The organism is Halomonas sp. BMC6, assembly GCF_964204995.1.
Lineage (GTDB): Bacteria > Pseudomonadota > Gammaproteobacteria > Pseudomonadales > Halomonadaceae > Vreelandella.
Genome location: NZ_CAXNSH010000001.1, coordinates 2,098,221 through 2,115,715 on the forward strand (window position 1 = coordinate 2,098,221; position 17,495 = coordinate 2,115,715).

15 protein-coding genes and 1 rRNA gene are annotated in these 17,495 nt (G+C 56.4%); 10 read left to right on the forward strand and 6 right to left on the reverse strand.

The features are described from left to right. The first annotated feature begins 23 nt into the window (after positions 1-23). From pstB to arsJ, 3 genes are all read left to right on the forward strand, one after another. Positions 24-863: a phosphate ABC transporter ATP-binding protein PstB gene (pstB, locus tag AB6K10_RS10100; RefSeq protein ID WP_044630110.1), complete on the forward strand. Its 840-nt coding sequence runs from the start codon at positions 24-26 to the stop codon at positions 861-863. 128 nt (positions 864-991) lie between these two features. Then, positions 992-2,023: an ArsJ-associated glyceraldehyde-3-phosphate dehydrogenase gene (locus AB6K10_RS10105; protein WP_339118617.1), complete on the forward strand. Its 1,032-nt coding sequence runs from the start codon at positions 992-994 to the stop codon at positions 2,021-2,023. Then, positions 2,016-3,239, forward strand: a complete 1,224-nt coding sequence (arsJ, locus tag AB6K10_RS10110) for an organoarsenical effux MFS transporter ArsJ (RefSeq protein ID WP_305947665.1) — start codon at positions 2,016-2,018, stop codon at positions 3,237-3,239. Before AB6K10_RS10105 ends, arsJ begins: the two co-directional genes overlap by 8 nt. 20 nt (positions 3,240-3,259) lie before the next feature. Here arsJ and AB6K10_RS10115 read toward each other — a convergent pair whose 3' ends face one another. Genes AB6K10_RS10115 through arsH form a run of 5 tightly spaced genes read right to left on the reverse strand, consistent with a single transcriptional unit; the run spans position 3,260 to position 6,465 of the window. Then, positions 3,260-3,574, reverse strand: a complete 315-nt coding sequence (locus AB6K10_RS10115; RefSeq protein ID WP_339118618.1) for a CC/Se motif family (seleno)protein — start codon at positions 3,572-3,574, stop codon at positions 3,260-3,262. 17 nt (positions 3,575-3,591) lie between these two features. Continuing rightward, positions 3,592-3,999 carry an arsenate reductase (glutaredoxin) gene (arsC, locus tag AB6K10_RS10120; RefSeq protein ID WP_339118619.1) on the reverse strand — a complete coding sequence of 136 codons (408 nt, stop codon included), beginning with the start codon at positions 3,997-3,999 and terminating at the stop codon, positions 3,592-3,594. Continuing rightward, the gene (locus AB6K10_RS10125; RefSeq protein WP_339118620.1) at positions 3,990-4,652 is read right to left on the reverse strand and encodes an NAD(P)H-dependent oxidoreductase; all 663 of its coding nucleotides are present in this window, start codon (positions 4,650-4,652) and stop codon (positions 3,990-3,992) included. Before AB6K10_RS10125 ends, arsC begins: the two co-directional genes overlap by 10 nt. Before the next feature lie 12 nt (positions 4,653-4,664). Beyond that, complete coding sequence (arsB, locus tag AB6K10_RS10130; RefSeq protein ID WP_253017357.1) at positions 4,665-5,732, reverse strand: ACR3 family arsenite efflux transporter; 1,068 nt, start codon at positions 5,730-5,732, stop codon at positions 4,665-4,667. A gap of 13 nt (positions 5,733-5,745) precedes the next feature. Continuing rightward, entirely contained in the window at positions 5,746-6,465 is a 720-nt protein-coding gene (gene arsH / locus AB6K10_RS10135; RefSeq protein ID WP_339118621.1) for an arsenical resistance protein ArsH, read from the reverse strand. A gap of 146 nt (positions 6,466-6,611) precedes the next feature. On the opposite strand from arsH, the gene AB6K10_RS10140 reads away from it, so the two are divergent. After that, complete coding sequence (locus AB6K10_RS10140; protein ID WP_159341750.1) at positions 6,612-7,022, forward strand: arsenate reductase ArsC; 411 nt, start codon at positions 6,612-6,614, stop codon at positions 7,020-7,022. Between the two features lie 26 nt (positions 7,023-7,048). Beyond that, entirely contained in the window at positions 7,049-8,740 is a 1,692-nt protein-coding gene (locus tag AB6K10_RS10145; RefSeq protein ID WP_285262534.1) for a methyl-accepting chemotaxis protein, read from the forward strand. Between the two features lie 39 nt (positions 8,741-8,779). Here the strand turns inward: AB6K10_RS10145 and AB6K10_RS10150 are convergent, their stop codons facing one another. Then, the gene (locus tag AB6K10_RS10150; protein WP_159341752.1) at positions 8,780-9,967 is read right to left on the reverse strand and encodes an acetyl-CoA C-acyltransferase; all 1,188 of its coding nucleotides are present in this window, start codon (positions 9,965-9,967) and stop codon (positions 8,780-8,782) included. 127 nt (positions 9,968-10,094) lie between these two features. On the opposite strand from AB6K10_RS10150, the gene AB6K10_RS10155 reads away from it, so the two are divergent. The 5 genes from AB6K10_RS10155 (at position 10,095) to AB6K10_RS10175 (ending at position 17,400) form a co-directional block, all read left to right on the forward strand. Next, the gene (locus AB6K10_RS10155) at positions 10,095-10,658 is read left to right on the forward strand and encodes a TetR/AcrR family transcriptional regulator (RefSeq protein ID WP_339118622.1); all 564 of its coding nucleotides are present in this window, start codon (positions 10,095-10,097) and stop codon (positions 10,656-10,658) included. Between the two features lie 193 nt (positions 10,659-10,851). Beyond that, the gene (locus AB6K10_RS10160; protein WP_339118623.1) at positions 10,852-12,522 is read left to right on the forward strand and encodes an AMP-binding protein; all 1,671 of its coding nucleotides are present in this window, start codon (positions 10,852-10,854) and stop codon (positions 12,520-12,522) included. A 17-nt stretch (positions 12,523-12,539) separates the two neighbouring features. After that, positions 12,540-13,307, forward strand: coding sequence for an SDR family NAD(P)-dependent oxidoreductase (locus AB6K10_RS10165; RefSeq protein ID WP_339118624.1), 768 nt, complete (start codon positions 12,540-12,542; stop codon positions 13,305-13,307). A 228-nt stretch (positions 13,308-13,535) separates the two neighbouring features. After that, on the forward strand, positions 13,536-15,341 hold the full coding sequence (locus AB6K10_RS10170) for an acyl-CoA dehydrogenase C-terminal domain-containing protein (RefSeq protein WP_339118625.1): 1,806 nt from the start codon (positions 13,536-13,538) through the stop codon (positions 15,339-15,341). 526 nt (positions 15,342-15,867) lie between these two features. Continuing rightward, positions 15,868-17,400 (forward strand): 16S ribosomal RNA (locus AB6K10_RS10175). Positions 17,401-17,495: the final 95 nt, after the last annotated feature.

Genomic DNA, 17,495 nt, shown 5'->3' on the forward strand with positions numbered 1-17,495 from the left:
GCCGGCGCCCAAGAGGACACCTTATGAATAGCCAAGCACCCGTTATGAATCAGCAGCATGCACCAGACGTTGGCCAGCCCTACACGCGTAACGAGCAAGCATGTCACGATCTCAGCATTCGTGTTCGCGACCTCAACCTGTGGTACGGCAAGAGCCAAGCGCTGAAAGGGCTGAACATCGACCTGTTCCAGAAGAACGTGACCGCGCTGATTGGCCCTTCGGGGTGCGGTAAATCGACCTTTTTGCGCTGCTTGAACCGTATGAACGACTTGATTCCCAGCGTACATATTGAAGGCCTGGTGGAGATGGACGGCCAGGATGTGAATGCTGGCAAGATGGATGAAGTGGCGCTGCGCCGCCGGGTAGGGATGGTGTTTCAGAAGCCTAACCCGTTCCCGAAATCGATCTACGAAAACATCGCTTACGCGCCGCGTATGCACGACCTGGTGAGCCGTAAAGCCGACCAGGACGAGCTGGTCGAGAAGGCTCTGCGCGATGCTGGCTTGTGGAACGAAGTGAAGGACAAGCTGCAAGAGCCGGGCACTTCGCTCTCTGGTGGTCAGCAGCAGCGCTTGTGCATTGCACGAGCCATTGCCGTTCAGCCGGATGTGATTTTGATGGACGAGCCGACGTCCGCTCTGGACCCCATCTCCACGGCCACCATCGAAGACCTGATGGACAAGCTGAAAGAGCAGTTCACCATCGTGACCGTGACGCACAACATGCAGCAGGCGGCGCGCGTGGCGGACTACACGGCGTTCTTCCACCTGGGGGAAATCATCGAGTACAACGACACGAAAGTGATGTTCTCGACCCCCGCACAGAAGAAGACCGAAGACTACATCTCAGGCCGTTACGGCTAAATAGACTGCTGTTTGTTGGCCCGCTGTCATGGCGGGCTTTCAAGCAGCGTTTTTTTGACTACCAACATATGTTTTTTCGTATATAAGCGGTAGGCTGGGCCTTTATTGCATATTTGGAGACTTCCCTTATGTCACTTCGCATCGGTATTAATGGATTTGGCCGTATTGGACGCCTAGCGCTGCGCAGCCTTTGGTCGCAGGTGGCGACAGGCGAGGTGACCTTGGTGCGTATCAACGACCCTGGTGGTGATGCGGCCACCTTTGCCCATTTATTGGAGTTTGATTCCGTCCACGGCCAATGGACGCCAGGAAAGGGCATGACGTCGCGTCAGGATGCCATCGTCATTGATGGACATGAGGTGGCCTTTAGCGCCCATACAACCATCGCGGAAAGCGATTGGTCCAGCTGCGACGTGGTCATCGAATGCTCCGGTAAAATGAAGAGTACCGACAAGCTGCAGGCTTACCTGAATCAAGGCGTTGGGCGCGTGGTAGTGAGTGCGCCGGTGAAAGAGGAGGGCGTGCTCAACGTGGTGGTGGGCGTCAACGATCACCTGTTCGAGCCAGCCAAGCACCGCATCGTCACGGCCGCTAGCTGTACCACTAACTGCCTAGCGCCGGTCGTTAAAGTGATTCTCGAGCATTTCGGTATCCGTCATGGCTCGATGACCACTGTACACGACATCACCAACACCCAAACCATTCTCGATGCTCCTCATAAAGACCTGCGTCGCGCCCGCGCATGCGGCATGAGTCTCATCCCTACTACCACGGGCTCGGCGAAAGCCATTACGGCGATTTTTCCTGAGCTAGAAGGCAAGCTCAACGGCCACGCGATCCGTGTGCCGCTGGCCAACGCGTCGCTCACCGATATGGTGTTCGAGCTTGAGCGGGAAGTAACCGTCGAGGAGGTAAATCAAGCGCTCAAGGCGGCCGCCGAAGGGCCGTTGAAAGGCATCCTCGGTTATGAAGAGCGCCCGCTGGTATCGATCGACTACCGCACCGACCCGCGCAGCTCGATCATTGATGCCCTCTCTACCATGGTGGTGAACGGCACTCAGTTAAAGCTCTACGCCTGGTACGACAACGAGTGGGGCTATGCCAATCGTACCGCCGAGCTGGCACGTAAGGTGGGCAAGGAGCCAGTGGGTCGTGGCTGAATCGCTGCTGGATAAAGTCAAGGCGCTACCGTTCGAGGTGCGCCAGTACATGCTGATTACAGGCAACTATTGGGCGTTCACCGTGACCGACGGCGCGCTGCGGATGCTGGTGGTGATGTATTTCCACCAGCTCGGCTACTCGCCGTTGGAAATCGCCATGCTGTTCCTCTTCTACGAAGCGTTTGGCGTGGTGACGAACTTGGTGGGGGGCTGGTTAGGGGCGAGATTGGGCTTGAACCGCACCATGAACGTGGGGTTGGGTCTGCAAATCGTGGCGCTCGCCATGCTCATGGTACCGGCGAGCATGCTGACCGTGGTGTGGGTCATGGCCGCTCAGGCGCTGTCAGGCATTGCCAAAGACCTCAATAAAATGAGCGCAAAAAGCGCTGTGAAGGTGCTGGTGCCGGCCACGAGTGCCAATGCCAACAGCGCCTTATATCGCTGGGTCGCTATGTTGACCGGCTCTAAAAATGCCCTGAAAGGTCTAGGCTTTTTCGTTGGCGGTGTGCTGCTCACGCTGATTGGCTTTCGCGGAGCCGTTATCGCCATGGCGGTGATGCTGGCTGTCGTGCTGTTGCTATCGCTCTGGCGTCTCAAAGCGGATTTGGGCAAGCAAAAAGTCAAACCCAAGTTCACCGAGATCTTTTCTAAATCCCGCGCCATCAACGTGCTCTCGGCCGCGCGGTTTTGTCTGTTTGCCTCGCGCGACGTGTGGTTCGTCGTGGCGCTGCCGGTCTTTCTTTATGATCAGCACGGCTGGAGCCACTGGACCGTAGGTGGCCTATTGGCGGCCTGGATCATCGGCTATGGTGGCGTACAAACCCAAGCACCAAAACTCACAGCCCTGCTAAAAGGCGATGCGAGAACCATCACCGCTGGGTGGGCCGCTGCCCTGGCCGTTTTGGCCATCCTGCTAGCGCTACTTCCCTTGGCGCAGGTAGGCTGGCTAGTGGTGGGCCTGTTGGCGTTTGGCGTGCTGTTTGCCGTGAACTCCAGTTGGCATAGCTACTTGATTGTTCACTATGCCCGGGCCGACGGCGTCTCGATGGACGTCGGCTTTTACTATATGGCCAATGCCATGGGGCGCTTGGTCGGCACGCTGCTCTCCGGGTGGCTCTATATGGCGTACGGCCTGAGCGCCTGCCTCTGGGTAGCGGCTGCCTTGGTGGCGGCAAGCGCCGTCATGGCCCTTGCGTTGCCCAAGCAGGTGGCGTGAGCAAAGCGCACCACGCCGATTCACGGCGTGGGCGTGTCCTGGTGCCCTGCGCGTAGCGGGGCGCCATCGACGAAGAGTCGCTGCAGTTTCCACCAGCCTTCCACCCGAAGTCGCAAGCCCTGCCGAGCAAGCTCTGGGGCTATCCAGAGCCAGACCCCTTCGAGAAAGTGGCTTTCAAATGCCGAAGTGTCGTCAGGTGCGTGAGTCTCTGCGATGGCGATACGCGACGTGCCTCCGCAGCAGCCGTGACGGGGGGAGCATCTCACGGTGACCACGCCCCCTTGTTGCTTGATAAACGCAGCCGCTGTTTCTTCTATATCAATGATCGGGTTCATTGCTGCGTGAGTGCCTCTTATTGGGGTGGATAGTCAACACGCTCACCATCCTCTTTCACAAAGTGCGCCACCGGCCGATCCATTAGCGCTAGCACCTGTTCGGAAGGTCGGCAGAGTTTTGCCCCTTTGGGGGTGATGACGATTGGGCGATTGATGAGAATAGGGTGGGCCATCATGGCATCGATAAGCTGCTCATCGTCTAGCGTTGGGTCATCCAAGGACAGTTCATCGTAAGGCGTGCCTTTGCGGCGCAGCAGCGCTCTCGGCGATAGCGTCATCATCGCCAGCAATTCTACCAAGCGCTCTCGGCTTGGCGGTGTGTCCAGGTAGTGGATCACGTCAGGCGACTCCCCTGACGCCTTGATCATGGCTAACGTATTGCGGGACGTTCCACAGTTAGGGTTGTGGTAAATGGTTACTGACATGAGGGGGCGTCACGTTGGCTAGGGGTATGATGAAACGCGGGCGATAGGCGAGTGGGGTCTTGCTCGGCTTTATGTGCGTTGGCGGCGTCGGCCCACCACATGAGCTGCGCGAGCGTCCGACCAAAATAGCTTTCCCAGCGCTCCTGCTCCGCCTGAAATTGTCCATCGCAATCGATGGCTTCGTGGGCCTTCGGGATATGTATCATCGCTGAAACGGGCAAGCAGCCCAGCTCGGATAGAAACGAGCGCATATTCACCGCCGCGCGGGCGCCGCCCCACTGGCCCATGGAGTAGGTCACGATGGCGCTGGGTTTGAAAGCAAATAGCGACGCGCCAAAGTGATTCAATAAATGACTCAGCGCCGGGCTCATCGCGTGATTGTACTCTGGGCTGACCATCACGTAGCCGTCTGCCCGGTCGATTTTCGTTGCCAGGGCATCCAAGTCATCCGGTACGGTGGAGGCAGAGTAGGCAAAATGCGGTTTAAACGGACCGCTCAAATCGAATGAGAGCGGGTCAATAATCTCCGCCGTCGTATCGCGCTGGGCGCTGAGTAAGCGCAAGCACGCTTTGGCTACCCGCTCGCCCAGGCGGGCGGGCGCGGGAGGCGTTGACGTTCTGGTCGAGCCGAGAAAAATCAAATAGTGCGCCATCAAGCAGGCTCCTTAAGCATGAGTAGGGAAGTGCTGGCGCGTGTTATTGGCAATGCGCACTAGGGCCAGCATCAGCGGGACTTCTACCAGTACACCCACCACCGTAGCTAGCGCAGCGCCCGACTGAAGGCCGAACAGCGCGATGGCGGCGGCCACGGCAAGCTCGAAAAAGTTGCTGGCACCAATCATCGCCCCAGGTGCAGCAATAGGGTGCGGTACGCGCCACGCTTTTGCCCAGCCATAGGCAATGAAGAAGATCAAAAACGTCTGCAGAATTAGTGGAACGGCGATCAGTACGATATGCAGCGGATTGTCGAGAATGACATCGCCCTGAAACGCGAACAGCAGAACCAGCGTAATGATCAGACCCATCGGCGTGATAGGTCCAATGCGCTTCATAAAAACGTTGTCGTACCACTGGGCACCGCGCTTGGCGATAAGGGTTTTCCGCGTGAGGTAGCCTGCTGCCAGGGGAATGACGATGTAGAGCACTACCGACAGCAGGACCGTATCCCAGGGCACCTGAATATTAGAGATGCCCAGCAGCAAGACCACGATCGGCGCAAAGGCAAACAGCATAATCAGGTCATTGAGCGCCACTTGCACTAGCGTGTAGGCTGCGTCGCCACGGGTCAGATAGCTCCAGACGAAGACCATCGCGGTGCAGGGCGCCGCACCCAGCAAGATGGCTCCCGCGAGGTATTGGCTGGCTAGGTCATCCGATATCCAAGGTTTAAATATCACCATGAAAAACAGCCATGCCAGGGCAAACATGGTGAAGGGTTTGATGAGCCAGTTTACCGTGGTGGTGATGGCCAGCCCCTTCGGCTGACGGCGAACGCCAGCAATGGCGCTAAAGTCAATTTGCGCCATCATCGGAAAAATCATCGCCCATATCAGTACGGCGATCGGGATCGACACCTGCGCGTATTCAAAGTGTGAAAGAGCCTCGGGAATGGCGGGAGCCCATTGGCCTAACGCAATACCGGCCACAATCGCAGCGGCGACCCAAAGCGACAGATAACGTTCGAAAAGCCCCATGTCAGCACTGCTGGGGGCTGCTTGCTCCTGATGTGACATGCTCGCTCCTTGATTAGATAGCCCGCTGGTTAACGCGCTTGGAGAGCTCTTCGGCACTCTCTTTACGCTCTGAGTATCGGTCGGTGAGCAAGTCGCTGCGCTCTCGTACCAGTAGAGTGAATTTTACGAGTTCTTCCATGACATCCACGATGCGATCATAAAACGGCGAGGGCTTCATGCGGTCGTTGTCATCGAACTCCATAAAGGCTTTGGGCACGGACGATTGGTTAGGGATCGTCACCATGCGCATCCAGCGGCCCAAAATGCGCAGCTGGTTCACCGTGTTAAAAGATTGTGAACCACCGCAGACCTGCATCACGGCCAGGGTTTTGCCTTGGGTAGGGCGTACGCCGCCCAACGCCAGGGGTATCCAATCAATTTGTGCTTTCATAATGCCTGTCATCGCCCCGTGACGCTCTGGCGAGCACCACACCATCCCATCTGCCCACTGTGCTAGGGAGCGCAGCTCTTCCACCTTAGGGTGGCTGGCATCTTCGGCATCAGGGAGCGGCAGGCCACGCGGGTTAAAAATGTGTGTTTCAGCGCCCATCGCGTTCAGCAGGCGGGCGGCCTCTTCAACCGCCAAGCGGCTAAATGAGCGCTCACGAAGAGAGCCGTATAGCAGTAGCACCTTGGGGGCGGGAAGCGAGGAGGGCGGTAACCCCAATAATTCGAGGCTAGGGGTTTGAAAGCACTCAGGTGCGAGATTGGGTAACTCCTCAAACAGGGCCATTGGGGCTCCTTGGTCGACAATCGATAGGTGGTTTTCATGATATATGTTTTTTCGTATATTTCTAGCCGCCTGTCTGGGTTGCAATATCTCCGTCATCATCGGGGCGTATGGTGACGATGTAAAATTAAATAAGAGGTTGTTGAATTATGTCGAAGCGTCGCGTGCTCTTTCTCTGCAATGCCAACTCTGCGCGCTCTCTCATGGGGGAGGTGCTACTTCGCCATATGGCCGGTGATCGCTTCGAATCCTTCAGTGCGGGCTCGGAACCTGATGAGCCCCATGCGTTAACCCTTGAAGCCTTGAAAAAACAGGGTCTTTCGACAGAGGGGCTGCACAGTAAGTCGCTGGATCAATTCGAGAATGACACGTTCGACGTGGTGATCGTACTGTGTGACAAAGCCCAGCAGGCGTGCCGGGAGTGGCAAGGAAAGGCTGACGAGATTTTATTCTGGGACATCCGTGACCCTCGTCTGATGAGTAAGTTGGATGCTTACGAGCAGGCGCTGTTCGAGATCCGCCACCGTTTACAGCTGTGGCTACCGCTACAAAAAAGCTGATCATTCCTATCTCGACGGAGTGCACCATGAAATTCATCAATAACTTAAGCGTCAAAGCAAGCTGGACGCTGGTACTCGTGACCTTTACCTGCTTGGTGCTAGCCATCGGCGGCTTGGGTCTGTTTGCCAACCAATTTGGGCGCGATGCGTTTACATCGATGCAGCAGCGTGACATGGCCCAGGTGCGTGAGCTGAACAGTGCTTACACGCAGCTACTGCGTGCCCGGGTACAGATGAATCGGGCGGCGGAGTTGATTCGCACGCCGTCGTTCGATCGTCCCGAGCCGCTGCTGGAAGAAGCGGAACGACTGCTGGCTTCGGCGTCCACGCACTTTGATGCTTTCGAGGCGAGCTTCCCAGAGGGGGAGTTGCCGGATCTAGTCGGGCAATTGTCTAACGATTTCCAATCCCTGGTGAATAACAACCTCAGCCTGCAGATGATGATGCTGGAAGAGCGCGACGTGCGCGGCTTTTTATCTGGCGAGTCGCGGGTCGATGACAGCAGCCAACAGTTCGTCAATACGGCGGAAGCCTTCTACGGCTACTCGGTAGCGCGTGGTGCTGGTCTGTCCGAACGCTTCGAAAACGTCTCATCGTTGCTGTTCATGGGTGTGATCGGAGTCGTCGTCCTGGCACTGCTGGTGGTGGGGCTCGTGGTATGGGGCGTGCGTCGTAACGTACTGCGTCCACTGCGCGTCATTACTCAGCACTTCAAACGTATTGCTAAAGGTGATTTATCCTCGCCGGTGGAAGCGCACGCCAATAATGAAATTGGCCTGCTCTTTACCGAGCTGGCGAATATGCAGCGCTCGCTGACCACGACTGTGAATCAGCTCAATAACAGTAGCCAGCAGGTCTATACCGATAGCCAAGCCATGGCGACACAAAGCCAGCAGCTGGCTGGCCAAACCGACTCTCAGGTGTCGGCACTGCAACAAATGGCCGCCAGCCTCGAACAGCTCACCGCCACGGTCAATCAGAATGCGGAAAGTGCTGCCCACGTCAATCGCTCGACCACTGACGTGTCTCACAAGGCGCAGCAGGGAGATGAGGTCATTTCCCAGTTCATCGCCACCATGCGGTCGATCAACCAGCACTCCGAAGAAATCCAAACCATCATTACCGTGATCGAAAGCATTGCTTTCCAAACCAATATTTTGGCATTGAACGCGTCGGTCGAAGCCGCTCGTGCCGGTGAGCATGGTCGCGGCTTTGCGGTCGTCGCCAGCGAAGTGCGAGCGCTCGCCACGCGCAGTGCCGATGCCGCCCACGATATTCGTGCGCGCATCGAGGCATCCCGCAAGAGCGTCGAAGAGGGGAGTGAACTGTCTCAGCAGGCGGGTGAGCACACGCGGGCCATCATGCAGGCGGCGACCGAAGTCGAGCACTTGATGGCACAAATGGCCAAAGCGTCCGAGGAGCAGCGGCGCGGTATCGAAGAGGTCAACGTGGCGGTCACGCAGATCGATGCGACGACGCAAGACACGATGCGGTTGGTGAATCAAACGGCGCAGAGTGCGGAAGGTCTGACACAGGAAGCTCTGCAGATGCGTGAATATGCAGGGCAGTTCCAAATAGCCGAAGGTATCGACAGTGCTGAGGCCAGCGAAGAGTCGGTGGAAGAGTCGCAGCCTCTAGAGCAATTGGATTGGCAGGCCATGGCTAGCGCTGAATCGGAGGATCGTGACTATAAGGACGATATGCGCGCCCTGGCATAAAGCAAAGCCAAGGCACGCGATGGGCGAGCTGTTGGGCGTTTAATCCATCAGCTCAACGGCAACGGCGGTGGCTTCTCCACCGCCAATGCAGAGGCTGGCAATACCGCGTTTTCCTCCCTTGGCGCGTAGTGCATGGATCAGCGTAGCGATGATCCGCGATCCCGTGGAGCCCACCGGGTGGCCTTGAGCGCAAGCACCGCCAAAGACGTTCACTTTGTCATGGGGCAAGCCTAGGTCGTCCATGGCCATGAGCGTCACGACGGCAAAGGCTTCATTGATTTCGAACAAGTCGACATCGTTGACGCCCCAGCCCAGCTTTTTCATCAGTTTATCGATGGCACCCACCGGCGCAATGGTGAATTCGCTTGGGTGACGCGAGTGTGTCGCATGCCCCAGCATTTTTGCCAATGGTTTAACGCCATGGCGCTGCGCGGCTGCATGGCTTGCCAAAATGAGTGCCGACGCGCCATCGGAGATGGAGCTAGCGTTGGCTGCGGTGATGGTGCCATCTTTGGCAAACGCTGGGCGCAGCTGCCGTATCTTGTCTAGCTTGGCTTGAAAGGGTTGCTCATCGTGGGAAACGATCGTCTCACCCTGGCGCGTCGTCACCGTGACTGGCGCCATTTCGGCGTCCAAGTCGCCGTTGTTGGTGGCGGCCATCGCCCGCTCTAAGGACGCAATGGCGAAATCATCCAGCCGCTCGCGCGTATAGCCCCTTTCTGTGGCTACTTCTTGGGCAAAAACGCCCATTAGCTTGCCCGTTTCGGCGTCTTCCAAACCGTCCAAGAACATGTGGTCTTTCAGCTCGCCGTGGCCCAGGCGGTAGCCGCTGCGCGCTTTGGTCAGCACGTGGGGAGCGTTGGACATCGACTCCATGCCGCCTGCCAGCAGAATGTCGCCGGTGCCTGCTTTGATCAAATCATGCGCAAGCATGGCTGCTTTCATCCCCGAGCCACAGAGCTTATTGATGGTCGTGGCACCGTTGGCATCTGGAATGCCTGCCTGGCGCATCGCCTGGCGGGCAGGGCCTTGTTTGACACCAGCAGGCAGCACGCAGCCCATGATACCCTCTTCGATGGAGGCGGCATCGATACCTGCGCGCTCGATGGCAGCGCGGATCGCCACGGCGGCAAGTTCAGGGGCGCTCATACTGGAAAGGCTGCCCATCATGCCGCCCATCGGGGTGCGAGCGGCGGATAAAAAGACGACGTCGGTAGCGCTACTCATTGTCTATCTCCTGATAGATTTTTTGTGATTATCGGGCTGAGTGTTTAGCGATGCGTTGACCCGTTCGCGGGGCTGTGGTCTTCTCCTACGTAACCAAGCAAGCGCTAGTGTAAATGACATGAATGTAATGAATGCATCTCCTCGCCGCAAGGAATTGACGCGCTTAGCAGCTCAGCTATTCGTCCAAGAGGGCTTTGATCGCACCACGGTGCGCATGCTGGCCCAGGAAATGGGCATCAAATCCGGCAGCCTGTTTCATCACTTCAAAGACAAGCAGGAAATTTTGGCGGCCGTGATCGAGGAGGGCACCCAAAATGCGCTTGGCATTGCAAAAGCCGCGCTGCAGTCTTGCCCTAACAATGCGGAGGCACGGCTTCATGCCATGGCAAGAGCCCACCTGGAAACGCTCTTTACCGATCGCAACGCCCACGTGGTGGCGCTGTTCGAGTGGCGACGGTTAGACCCCGCTGCCAGCGCGCATCTGAGCCATTTGCGTGATGCATACGAGGGGCTATGGGTCGAAGTGATCGATGATGCCCTAGCGGCAGGGCTAATTCATGGTGACAGCTTTCTCGTCTCTCGCTTCATTCTGGGCGCGTTGAACTGGACCGTCCGCTGGTATGACCCTAACGGCCCGCGTACGCCCGATGAACTCGCCGATGAGTTAGTGGCCATGATCCTCTCCCGCTAAGGCGGGATGGCTCCTCTTCTCAATCGACCAACGTCTAACCTTATTGCGTCGCTTGTGGCTTGCGCTCTTGGGTAAATGCTTTTAGCGTTGGTCTATCGGCAGGTTTCCGTTAACGTAAACGCACAATAACAGCAATGCGATGAAGAAGCCTGCCTGTCCGAGTGCTCACGACCAACAACATAAGAGAGCCGTCATGACAGCAACATCCACGTCACTTCCCCCGTATTCGACTTTTCTTGAAAGCTTTTCAGTTGATAGCGTTATCGCCAAACTTGACGACCATCAGGATGGATATTTAAACGCCTTTGACGCCTGTTGTGGACGGCACGTGCGCCAAGGGCGTGGTGATGTATTGGCGCTAGTACATGAAGATACCCAGGGCCAAACCCATACGCTGACCTATTCCGAACTTGATCAGCAGAGCTGCCAATTAGCGGGCTGGTTCAAAAGCCAAGGGCTCTGTGAGGGCGACCGGATTGCCTGCATGCTGCCCCGTTCTGTTAATTTGCTGATCACCGTGCTGGCAACGTGGCGCATCGGAGCCGTCTACCAGCCGCTATTTACTGCCTTTGGGCCGGACGCCGTGGATTACCGTCTTGGTCGTGCCGATACCAAGTTGGTTATTACCGATCATGCCAATCGCTACAAGTTTGATGGGTTGAGCCAGTGTCCGCCCGTTTTAGCCGTGGGCGGTGCAACCAGTGAACATGCCAACGACCTCGATTGGCAGACCGCATTGACGTATACGTCAACGAGTGAAGCACCGCCCCGGCTTTCGCCGGATAAGCCGTTTCTTCAGATGTTTACTTCCGGCACGGTGGGTAAGCCCAAAGGGGTCGCCGTGCCGTTATCGGGTATGACCGCATTTGCGCTCTATATGGAGCTGGCGGTTGACCTTCGTGAAGATGACCGCTTCTGGAATATGGCGGACCCTGGCTGGGCCTATGGACTTTATTATGCGATTGCAGGGCCGCTGCTGTTGGGCGTTACCACGCACTTTTGCGAGGCTGGTTTTAGTGCTGAGGGCGCGTTGGCCTTTATGACACGTCATCGCATTACCAACTTCGCGGCGGCACCTACGGCTTACCGATTGATGAAAGCGTCAGGCCTGTTTGACGACGCTCATCAAACGTTGACGCTGCGAGCAGCCAGCTCTGCAGGGGAGCCGCTCAACACCGAGGTCGTCACCTGGGTCGAAAAATCCTTGGGTTGCCCGGTCATGGATCATTATGGCCAAACGGAAACCGGAATGACCTGTAATAACCACCACTCTCTCGAGCACCCTAAGCATGTGGGGGCCATGGGCGTTCCTATGCCGGGCTACCGTCTGGCCATTCTCGATGCGGAATACAATGAGCTGCCACCCGGTGAACCCGGTGTGCTGGCGGTGGATATCAAGAACTCACCCGCTCACTTTTTCCAAGGCTATACCTGGCAGGAGAAAGACCCCTTCGTTAATGGCTACTACCTGACCGGCGATGTGGTGATTCGCAATGAGGATGGTTCGTTCCAGTTTGCAGGCCGTGACGATGACATCATCACGACTGCAGGGTATCGGGTAGGCCCGACAGACGTTGAAAATAGCGTGATGACACATCCAGCGGTGGCGGAATCTGCGGCGGTGGGGCAGCCAGACGAGATTCGTGGCGAAGTGATCAAATCCTATATCGTACTGCGCGATGGTTACGAGCCGAGTGATGCCCTGGCCGAAGAAATTCGCCAGCAGGTGCGCGAACGGCTCTCTACTCACGCTTTCCCTAGGGTGATTGAGTTTGTCGATGAGCTACCTAAAACACCCAGCGGCAAGATTCAGCGCTTCAAGTTACGTGCTCAAGCGGCAGAGCAAGTACGTCATCACTCATAATTCATAGGACATGTGCCATGCAGGTAAAGGATCGTACGTTTTTGATCACCGGGGCTGCCTCAGGTCTTGGTGCGGCCACGGCAGAACGGCTGGTAAGCGCTGGCGCCAATGTGCTGCTGTGCGATATGAGTGATCGCGTGTCGAATCTAGCAGAACAGCTGGGTGCTCAGGCCAAAGCCTGTGTCGCTGATATTACCTCTGCCACCGATATGCAGCAGGCTATAGATAGGGCGGTGGCGTTGGGTGGCGAAAGCGGGCTTTCTGGCGTGGTTCACTGTGCGGGTGTGGTGAGCGTCGCCAAGCTAGTGGATCGAGAAGGCAACCCTGCCGATCTTGATAGCTATGCGCGCACGGTCCATATCAATTTGGTCGGCACTTTCAATGTGATGCGGCTCGCGGCCGCTGCGATGGCTAAAAACCCGCCGGGTGATAGCGGTGAGCGTGGTGTGATTATCAACACAGCGTCTATTGCGGCGTTCGATGGGCAGGTGGGGCAGTGTGCCTACAGCGCCTCTAAGGCGGGGGTCGTGGGAATGAGCCTGCCAGCGGCGAGAGAACTGTCCCGACATGCCATTCGCGTCATGGCCATTGCGCCTGGGGTATTTGAAACGCCGATGATGAGTGAAATCCCTGACGAGGCTGCACAGGCGTTAGCTGCTGCCGTGCCTTTCCCCAAGCGTTTGGGTAAGCCTGAGGAGTTTGCACGGCTAGCAGAGCAGATCATTACCAACCCCATGCTTAATGGAGAGGTAATTCGTTTGGACGGCGGTATCCGAATGCAATAACAGCTTCCAAGTAAGCCTTTCTGGTTAGCCTGCTCGAGGTTTCGAGCAGGATTTTTTGTATTTAAGAACAAGGGTTTATGTAAGTGGATACCAAAGTAGTAGCGCCTTTGGAGGTTTAATTCAAACGACTGCTTGACTGTGTCGAGCGTGCGCGCTAATTTTCAAACATGTGTTTGAAAGGCGTTGATGAAGCCCAGCCCTTTCAGCCCCCTGTTTAGGAGAAGTGACATGCCCAGCTATCAAGCCCCTCTGCGCGACATGCGTTTCGTGATGGACGAAATGTTTGATTACCCAAGCCACTACGCGGCGTTTCCCCATGGTGATGAAGCGTCTCCTGATGTCGTAGGGGCGATTTTGGAAGAGGGCGCGCGCTTTGCTCGCGAAGTGTTGCTGCCACTCAATCAGAGTGGGGATGAAGAGGGGTGTTTGCTGGAGGGCGGAGAGGTCAAAGCGCCCAAAGGCTTCAAAGAGGCCTATCAGCAGTATGTCGAGGGCGGCTGGCCGAGTTTGGCGGCAGATCCTGAGCAGGGTGGTCAGGGCCTTCCTCATTCGCTGGCGATGATGCTTTCCGAAATGATCTGCGCCACTAACCTAGCGTGGGGAATGTACCCGGGCCTTTCACACGGCGCGGCGGATGCGCTGCGTCATCACGGTACCGACGAGCAGAAGGCGACATACCTCACCAAGCTGGTAGAGGGTGTTTGGACGGGCACGATGTGCTTGACGGAGCCACACTGCGGTACTGACCTTGGTTTAATTAAGACTCGTGCGGTGCCCGCTGAAGGTGATGCTTACCACATTTCGGGCACCAAGATTTTCATCTCGGCCGGTGAGCACAATCTTGCTGAGAACATTGTGCATCTCGTGCTGGCCAAGCTGCCGGATGCCCCTGAAGGCTCTAAAGGTATTTCGCTATTCGTGGTGCCCAAGTTTCTGCCGGACGCTGCGGGTAATCCAGGCGAGCGCAATGGCGTCAGCTGTGGTTCGCTTGAGCACAAAATGGGTATCCATGGTAATGCCACCTGCGTTATGAACTTTGACGGCGCAACGGGTTACCTAGTGGGCGCGCCCAACAAAGGCCTGGCCTGCATGTTCACCATGATGAACGCTGCTCGCCTAGGCGTGGGTATCCAAGGCTTAGGGTTGATGGAGGCTAGCTTCCAAAACTCGCTAAGTTATGCCCGTGACCGCTTACAGATGCGCGGGCTGTCGGGTGTCCAAGCGCCCGACAAAGTTGCTGATCCCATCATCGTGCATCCTGATGTACGCCGTATGTTGCTCACTCAAAAAGCCTTTGCCGAAGGCGGCCGCATGCTGGTGCTGTACACCGCTCAAATGCTGGATATTGTTGAGCACGGTGCGTCGGGGGCAGAGAAAGAGCGAGCGGAGACGCTGCTCGGTCTATTAACACCCATCGTTAAAGCTTTCCTGACGGAAGTGGGCTTCGAGTGTACCAATGAGGGCGTGCAGGTTTTTGGTGGCCACGGCTTTATTAAAGAGTGGGGCATGGAGCAACTGGTGCGCGATGCGCGCATCACACGCCTCTATGAAGGTACGACCGGTATTCAAGCGCTTGATCTGCTGGGGCGCAAAGTGCTGATGAGTCAAGGTGAGTCGCTGAAAGTATTCACCAAAGAGATTCACAAGTTCTGCAAAGCAGAAGCGGATAACTCCGCATTGAAAGAGTTTATTGAGCCGCTGGCTAAGCTGAACGCCGAGTGGGGCGAGCTCACCATGGGTATCGGTATGAAAGCGATGCAGGACCGTGAAGAGGTAGGAGCTGCCAGCGTCGATTACTTGATGTACTCAGGCTACGTGACGGTTGCTTACCTGTTCGCACGTGCGGCCAAGCAGGCCGCCGCCTCCCAAGACGGCGATGATGCTGCTTTCTATAAGGCAAAGTTGAATACAGCGCGGTTCTATTACCAGCGCTTGTTACCGCGCACTAAAGCGCACGCTGCCATGATCCAAGCGGGGGCGGGCAGTTTGATGGCCATTTCAAGCGACGATTTTGGCCTGGGCTTCGAGATTTAAGCCCAAGTATTTACCAGGCACTCTCTGGTCAGGGTACTGATCGGTGGTTTGCGGCAGACTTGCTTTTGGCATCGTCTGCCGCTTTTTTTACAAAACCCTCTTGCCAACCCGGCTTCGAATCCGTAAAGTACGCATCCGCTGCCGGGGACGCCAAGCGTTACCAGCGGTGAAAGAGGCTAAAAACCTCTGGTTTGTCAGGAAGTTAGCGCCGTCTCGTTATTGATTGGATCGCTCGCTTCGCTCGCTGAAAACAGCGGTTGACAAACACCACGGAATGCGTAGAATACGCCTTCCTCGCTGAGGCAACACGGTTCAGGTCATCGAGCCGGCACAGCGAAACAGCTCTTTAACAATTTGATCAGGTAATTCATGTGGGCGCTTGCCGATGAGGGTGAATCATCACCTATTATCAAGGCAAGCGACTCGTCAAACAGGCTTCGGCCTGATGAATGAATTCGTTTGACCCTTGAGCCAAGTTTGGTTCGCTTCTGTGGCTTTGGTCACAGGCAAGAACCGCATTGATCTTAAACTGAAGAGTTTGATCATGGCTCAGATTGAACGCTGGCGGCAGGCCTAACACATGCAAGTCGAGCGGTAACAGATCCAGCTTGCTGGATGCTGACGAGCGGCGGACGGGTGAGTAATGCATAGGAATCTGCCCGATAGTGGGGGATAACCTGGGGAAACCCAGGTTAATACCGCATACGTCCTACGGGAGAAAGGGGGCTTCGGCTCCCGCTATCGGATGAGCCTATGTCGGATTAGCTAGTTGGTGAGGTAACGGCTCACCAAGGCAACGATCCGTAGCTGGTCTGAGAGGATGATCAGCCACATCGGGACTGAGACACGGCCCGAACTCCTACGGGAGGCAGCAGTGGGGAATATTGGACAATGGGGGCAACCCTGATCCAGCCATGCCGCGTGTGTGAAGAAGGCCCTCGGGTTGTAAAGCACTTTCAGCGAGGAAGAACGCCTAGCGGTTAATACCCGCTAGGAAAGACATCACTCGCAGAAGAAGCACCGGCTAACTCCGTGCCAGCAGCCGCGGTAATACGGAGGGTGCAAGCGTTAATCGGAATTACTGGGCGTAAAGCGCGCGTAGGTGGCTTGATAAGCCGGTTGTGAAAGCCCCGGGCTCAACCTGGGAACGGCATCCGGAACTGTCAAGCTAGAGTGCAGGAGAGGAAGGTAGAATTCCCGGTGTAGCGGTGAAATGCGTAGAGATCGGGAGGAATACCAGTGGCGAAGGCGGCCTTCTGGACTGACACTGACACTGAGGTGCGAAAGCGTGGGTAGCAAACAGGATTAGATACCCTGGTAGTCCACGCCGTAAACGATGTCGACCAGCCGTTGGGTGCCTAGCGCACTTTGTGGCGAAGTTAACGCGATAAGTCGACCGCCTGGGGAGTACGGCCGCAAGGTTAAAACTCAAATGAATTGACGGGGGCCCGCACAAGCGGTGGAGCATGTGGTTTAATTCGATGCAACGCGAAGAACCTTACCTACTCTTGACATCCTGCGAATTTGGTGGAGATACCTTAGTGCCTTCGGGAGCGCAGAGACAGGTGCTGCATGGCTGTCGTCAGCTCGTGTTGTGAAATGTTGGGTTAAGTCCCGTAACGAGCGCAACCCTTGTCCTTATTTGCCAGCGCGTAATGGCGGGAACTCTAAGGAGACTGCCGGTGACAAACCGGAGGAAGGTGGGGACGACGTCAAGTCATCATGGCCCTTACGAGTAGGGCTACACACGTGCTACAATGGTCGGTACAAAGGGTTGCCAACTCGCGAGAGTGAGCCAATCCCGAAAAGCCGATCTCAGTCCGGATCGGAGTCTGCAACTCGACTCCGTGAAGTCGGAATCGCTAGTAATCGTAGATCAGAATGCTACGGTGAATACGTTCCCGGGCCTTGTACACACCGCCCGTCACACCATGGGAGTGGACTGCACCAGAAGTGGTTAGCCTAACGCAAGAGGGCGATCACCACGGTGTGGTTCATGACTGGGGTGAAGTCGTAACAAGGTAGCCGTAGGGGAACCTGCGGCTGGATCACCTCCTTAAACGATGTCTTCCCCTCGCGGTAAGCGCTCACAATGAATTACCTGATCAGAATGCTGTTGTTACGCAGTGATAAGCGCTGTTTTCACGTTAAAAA

Bases quoted from the DNA above. Each gene is read 5' to 3' on its own strand.
- pstB (WP_044630110.1), top strand. From the start codon at position 24: ATGAATAGCCAAGCACCCGTTATGAATCAGCAGCATGCACCAGACGTT.
- AB6K10_RS10105 (WP_339118617.1), top strand. From the start codon at position 992: ATGTCACTTCGCATCGGTATTAATGGATTTGGCCGTATTGGACGCCTA.
- AB6K10_RS10115 (WP_339118618.1), bottom strand. From the start codon at position 3,574: ATGAACCCGATCATTGATATAGAAGAAACAGCGGCTGCGTTTATCAAG.
- arsC (WP_339118619.1), bottom strand. From the start codon at position 3,999: ATGTCAGTAACCATTTACCACAACCCTAACTGTGGAACGTCCCGCAAT.
- AB6K10_RS10125 (WP_339118620.1), bottom strand. From the start codon at position 4,652: ATGGCGCACTATTTGATTTTTCTCGGCTCGACCAGAACGTCAACGCCT.
- arsB (WP_253017357.1), bottom strand. From the start codon at position 5,732: ATGTCACATCAGGAGCAAGCAGCCCCCAGCAGTGCTGACATGGGGCTT.
- arsH (WP_339118621.1), bottom strand. From the start codon at position 6,465: ATGGCCCTGTTTGAGGAGTTACCCAATCTCGCACCTGAGTGCTTTCAA.
- AB6K10_RS10140 (WP_159341750.1), top strand. From the start codon at position 6,612: ATGTCGAAGCGTCGCGTGCTCTTTCTCTGCAATGCCAACTCTGCGCGC.
- AB6K10_RS10145 (WP_285262534.1), top strand. From the start codon at position 7,049: ATGAAATTCATCAATAACTTAAGCGTCAAAGCAAGCTGGACGCTGGTA.
- AB6K10_RS10150 (WP_159341752.1), bottom strand. From the start codon at position 9,967: ATGAGTAGCGCTACCGACGTCGTCTTTTTATCCGCCGCTCGCACCCCG.
- AB6K10_RS10155 (WP_339118622.1), top strand. From the start codon at position 10,095: ATGAATGCATCTCCTCGCCGCAAGGAATTGACGCGCTTAGCAGCTCAG.
- AB6K10_RS10160 (WP_339118623.1), top strand. From the start codon at position 10,852: ATGACAGCAACATCCACGTCACTTCCCCCGTATTCGACTTTTCTTGAA.
- AB6K10_RS10165 (WP_339118624.1), top strand. From the start codon at position 12,540: ATGCAGGTAAAGGATCGTACGTTTTTGATCACCGGGGCTGCCTCAGGT.
- AB6K10_RS10170 (WP_339118625.1), top strand. From the start codon at position 13,536: ATGCCCAGCTATCAAGCCCCTCTGCGCGACATGCGTTTCGTGATGGAC.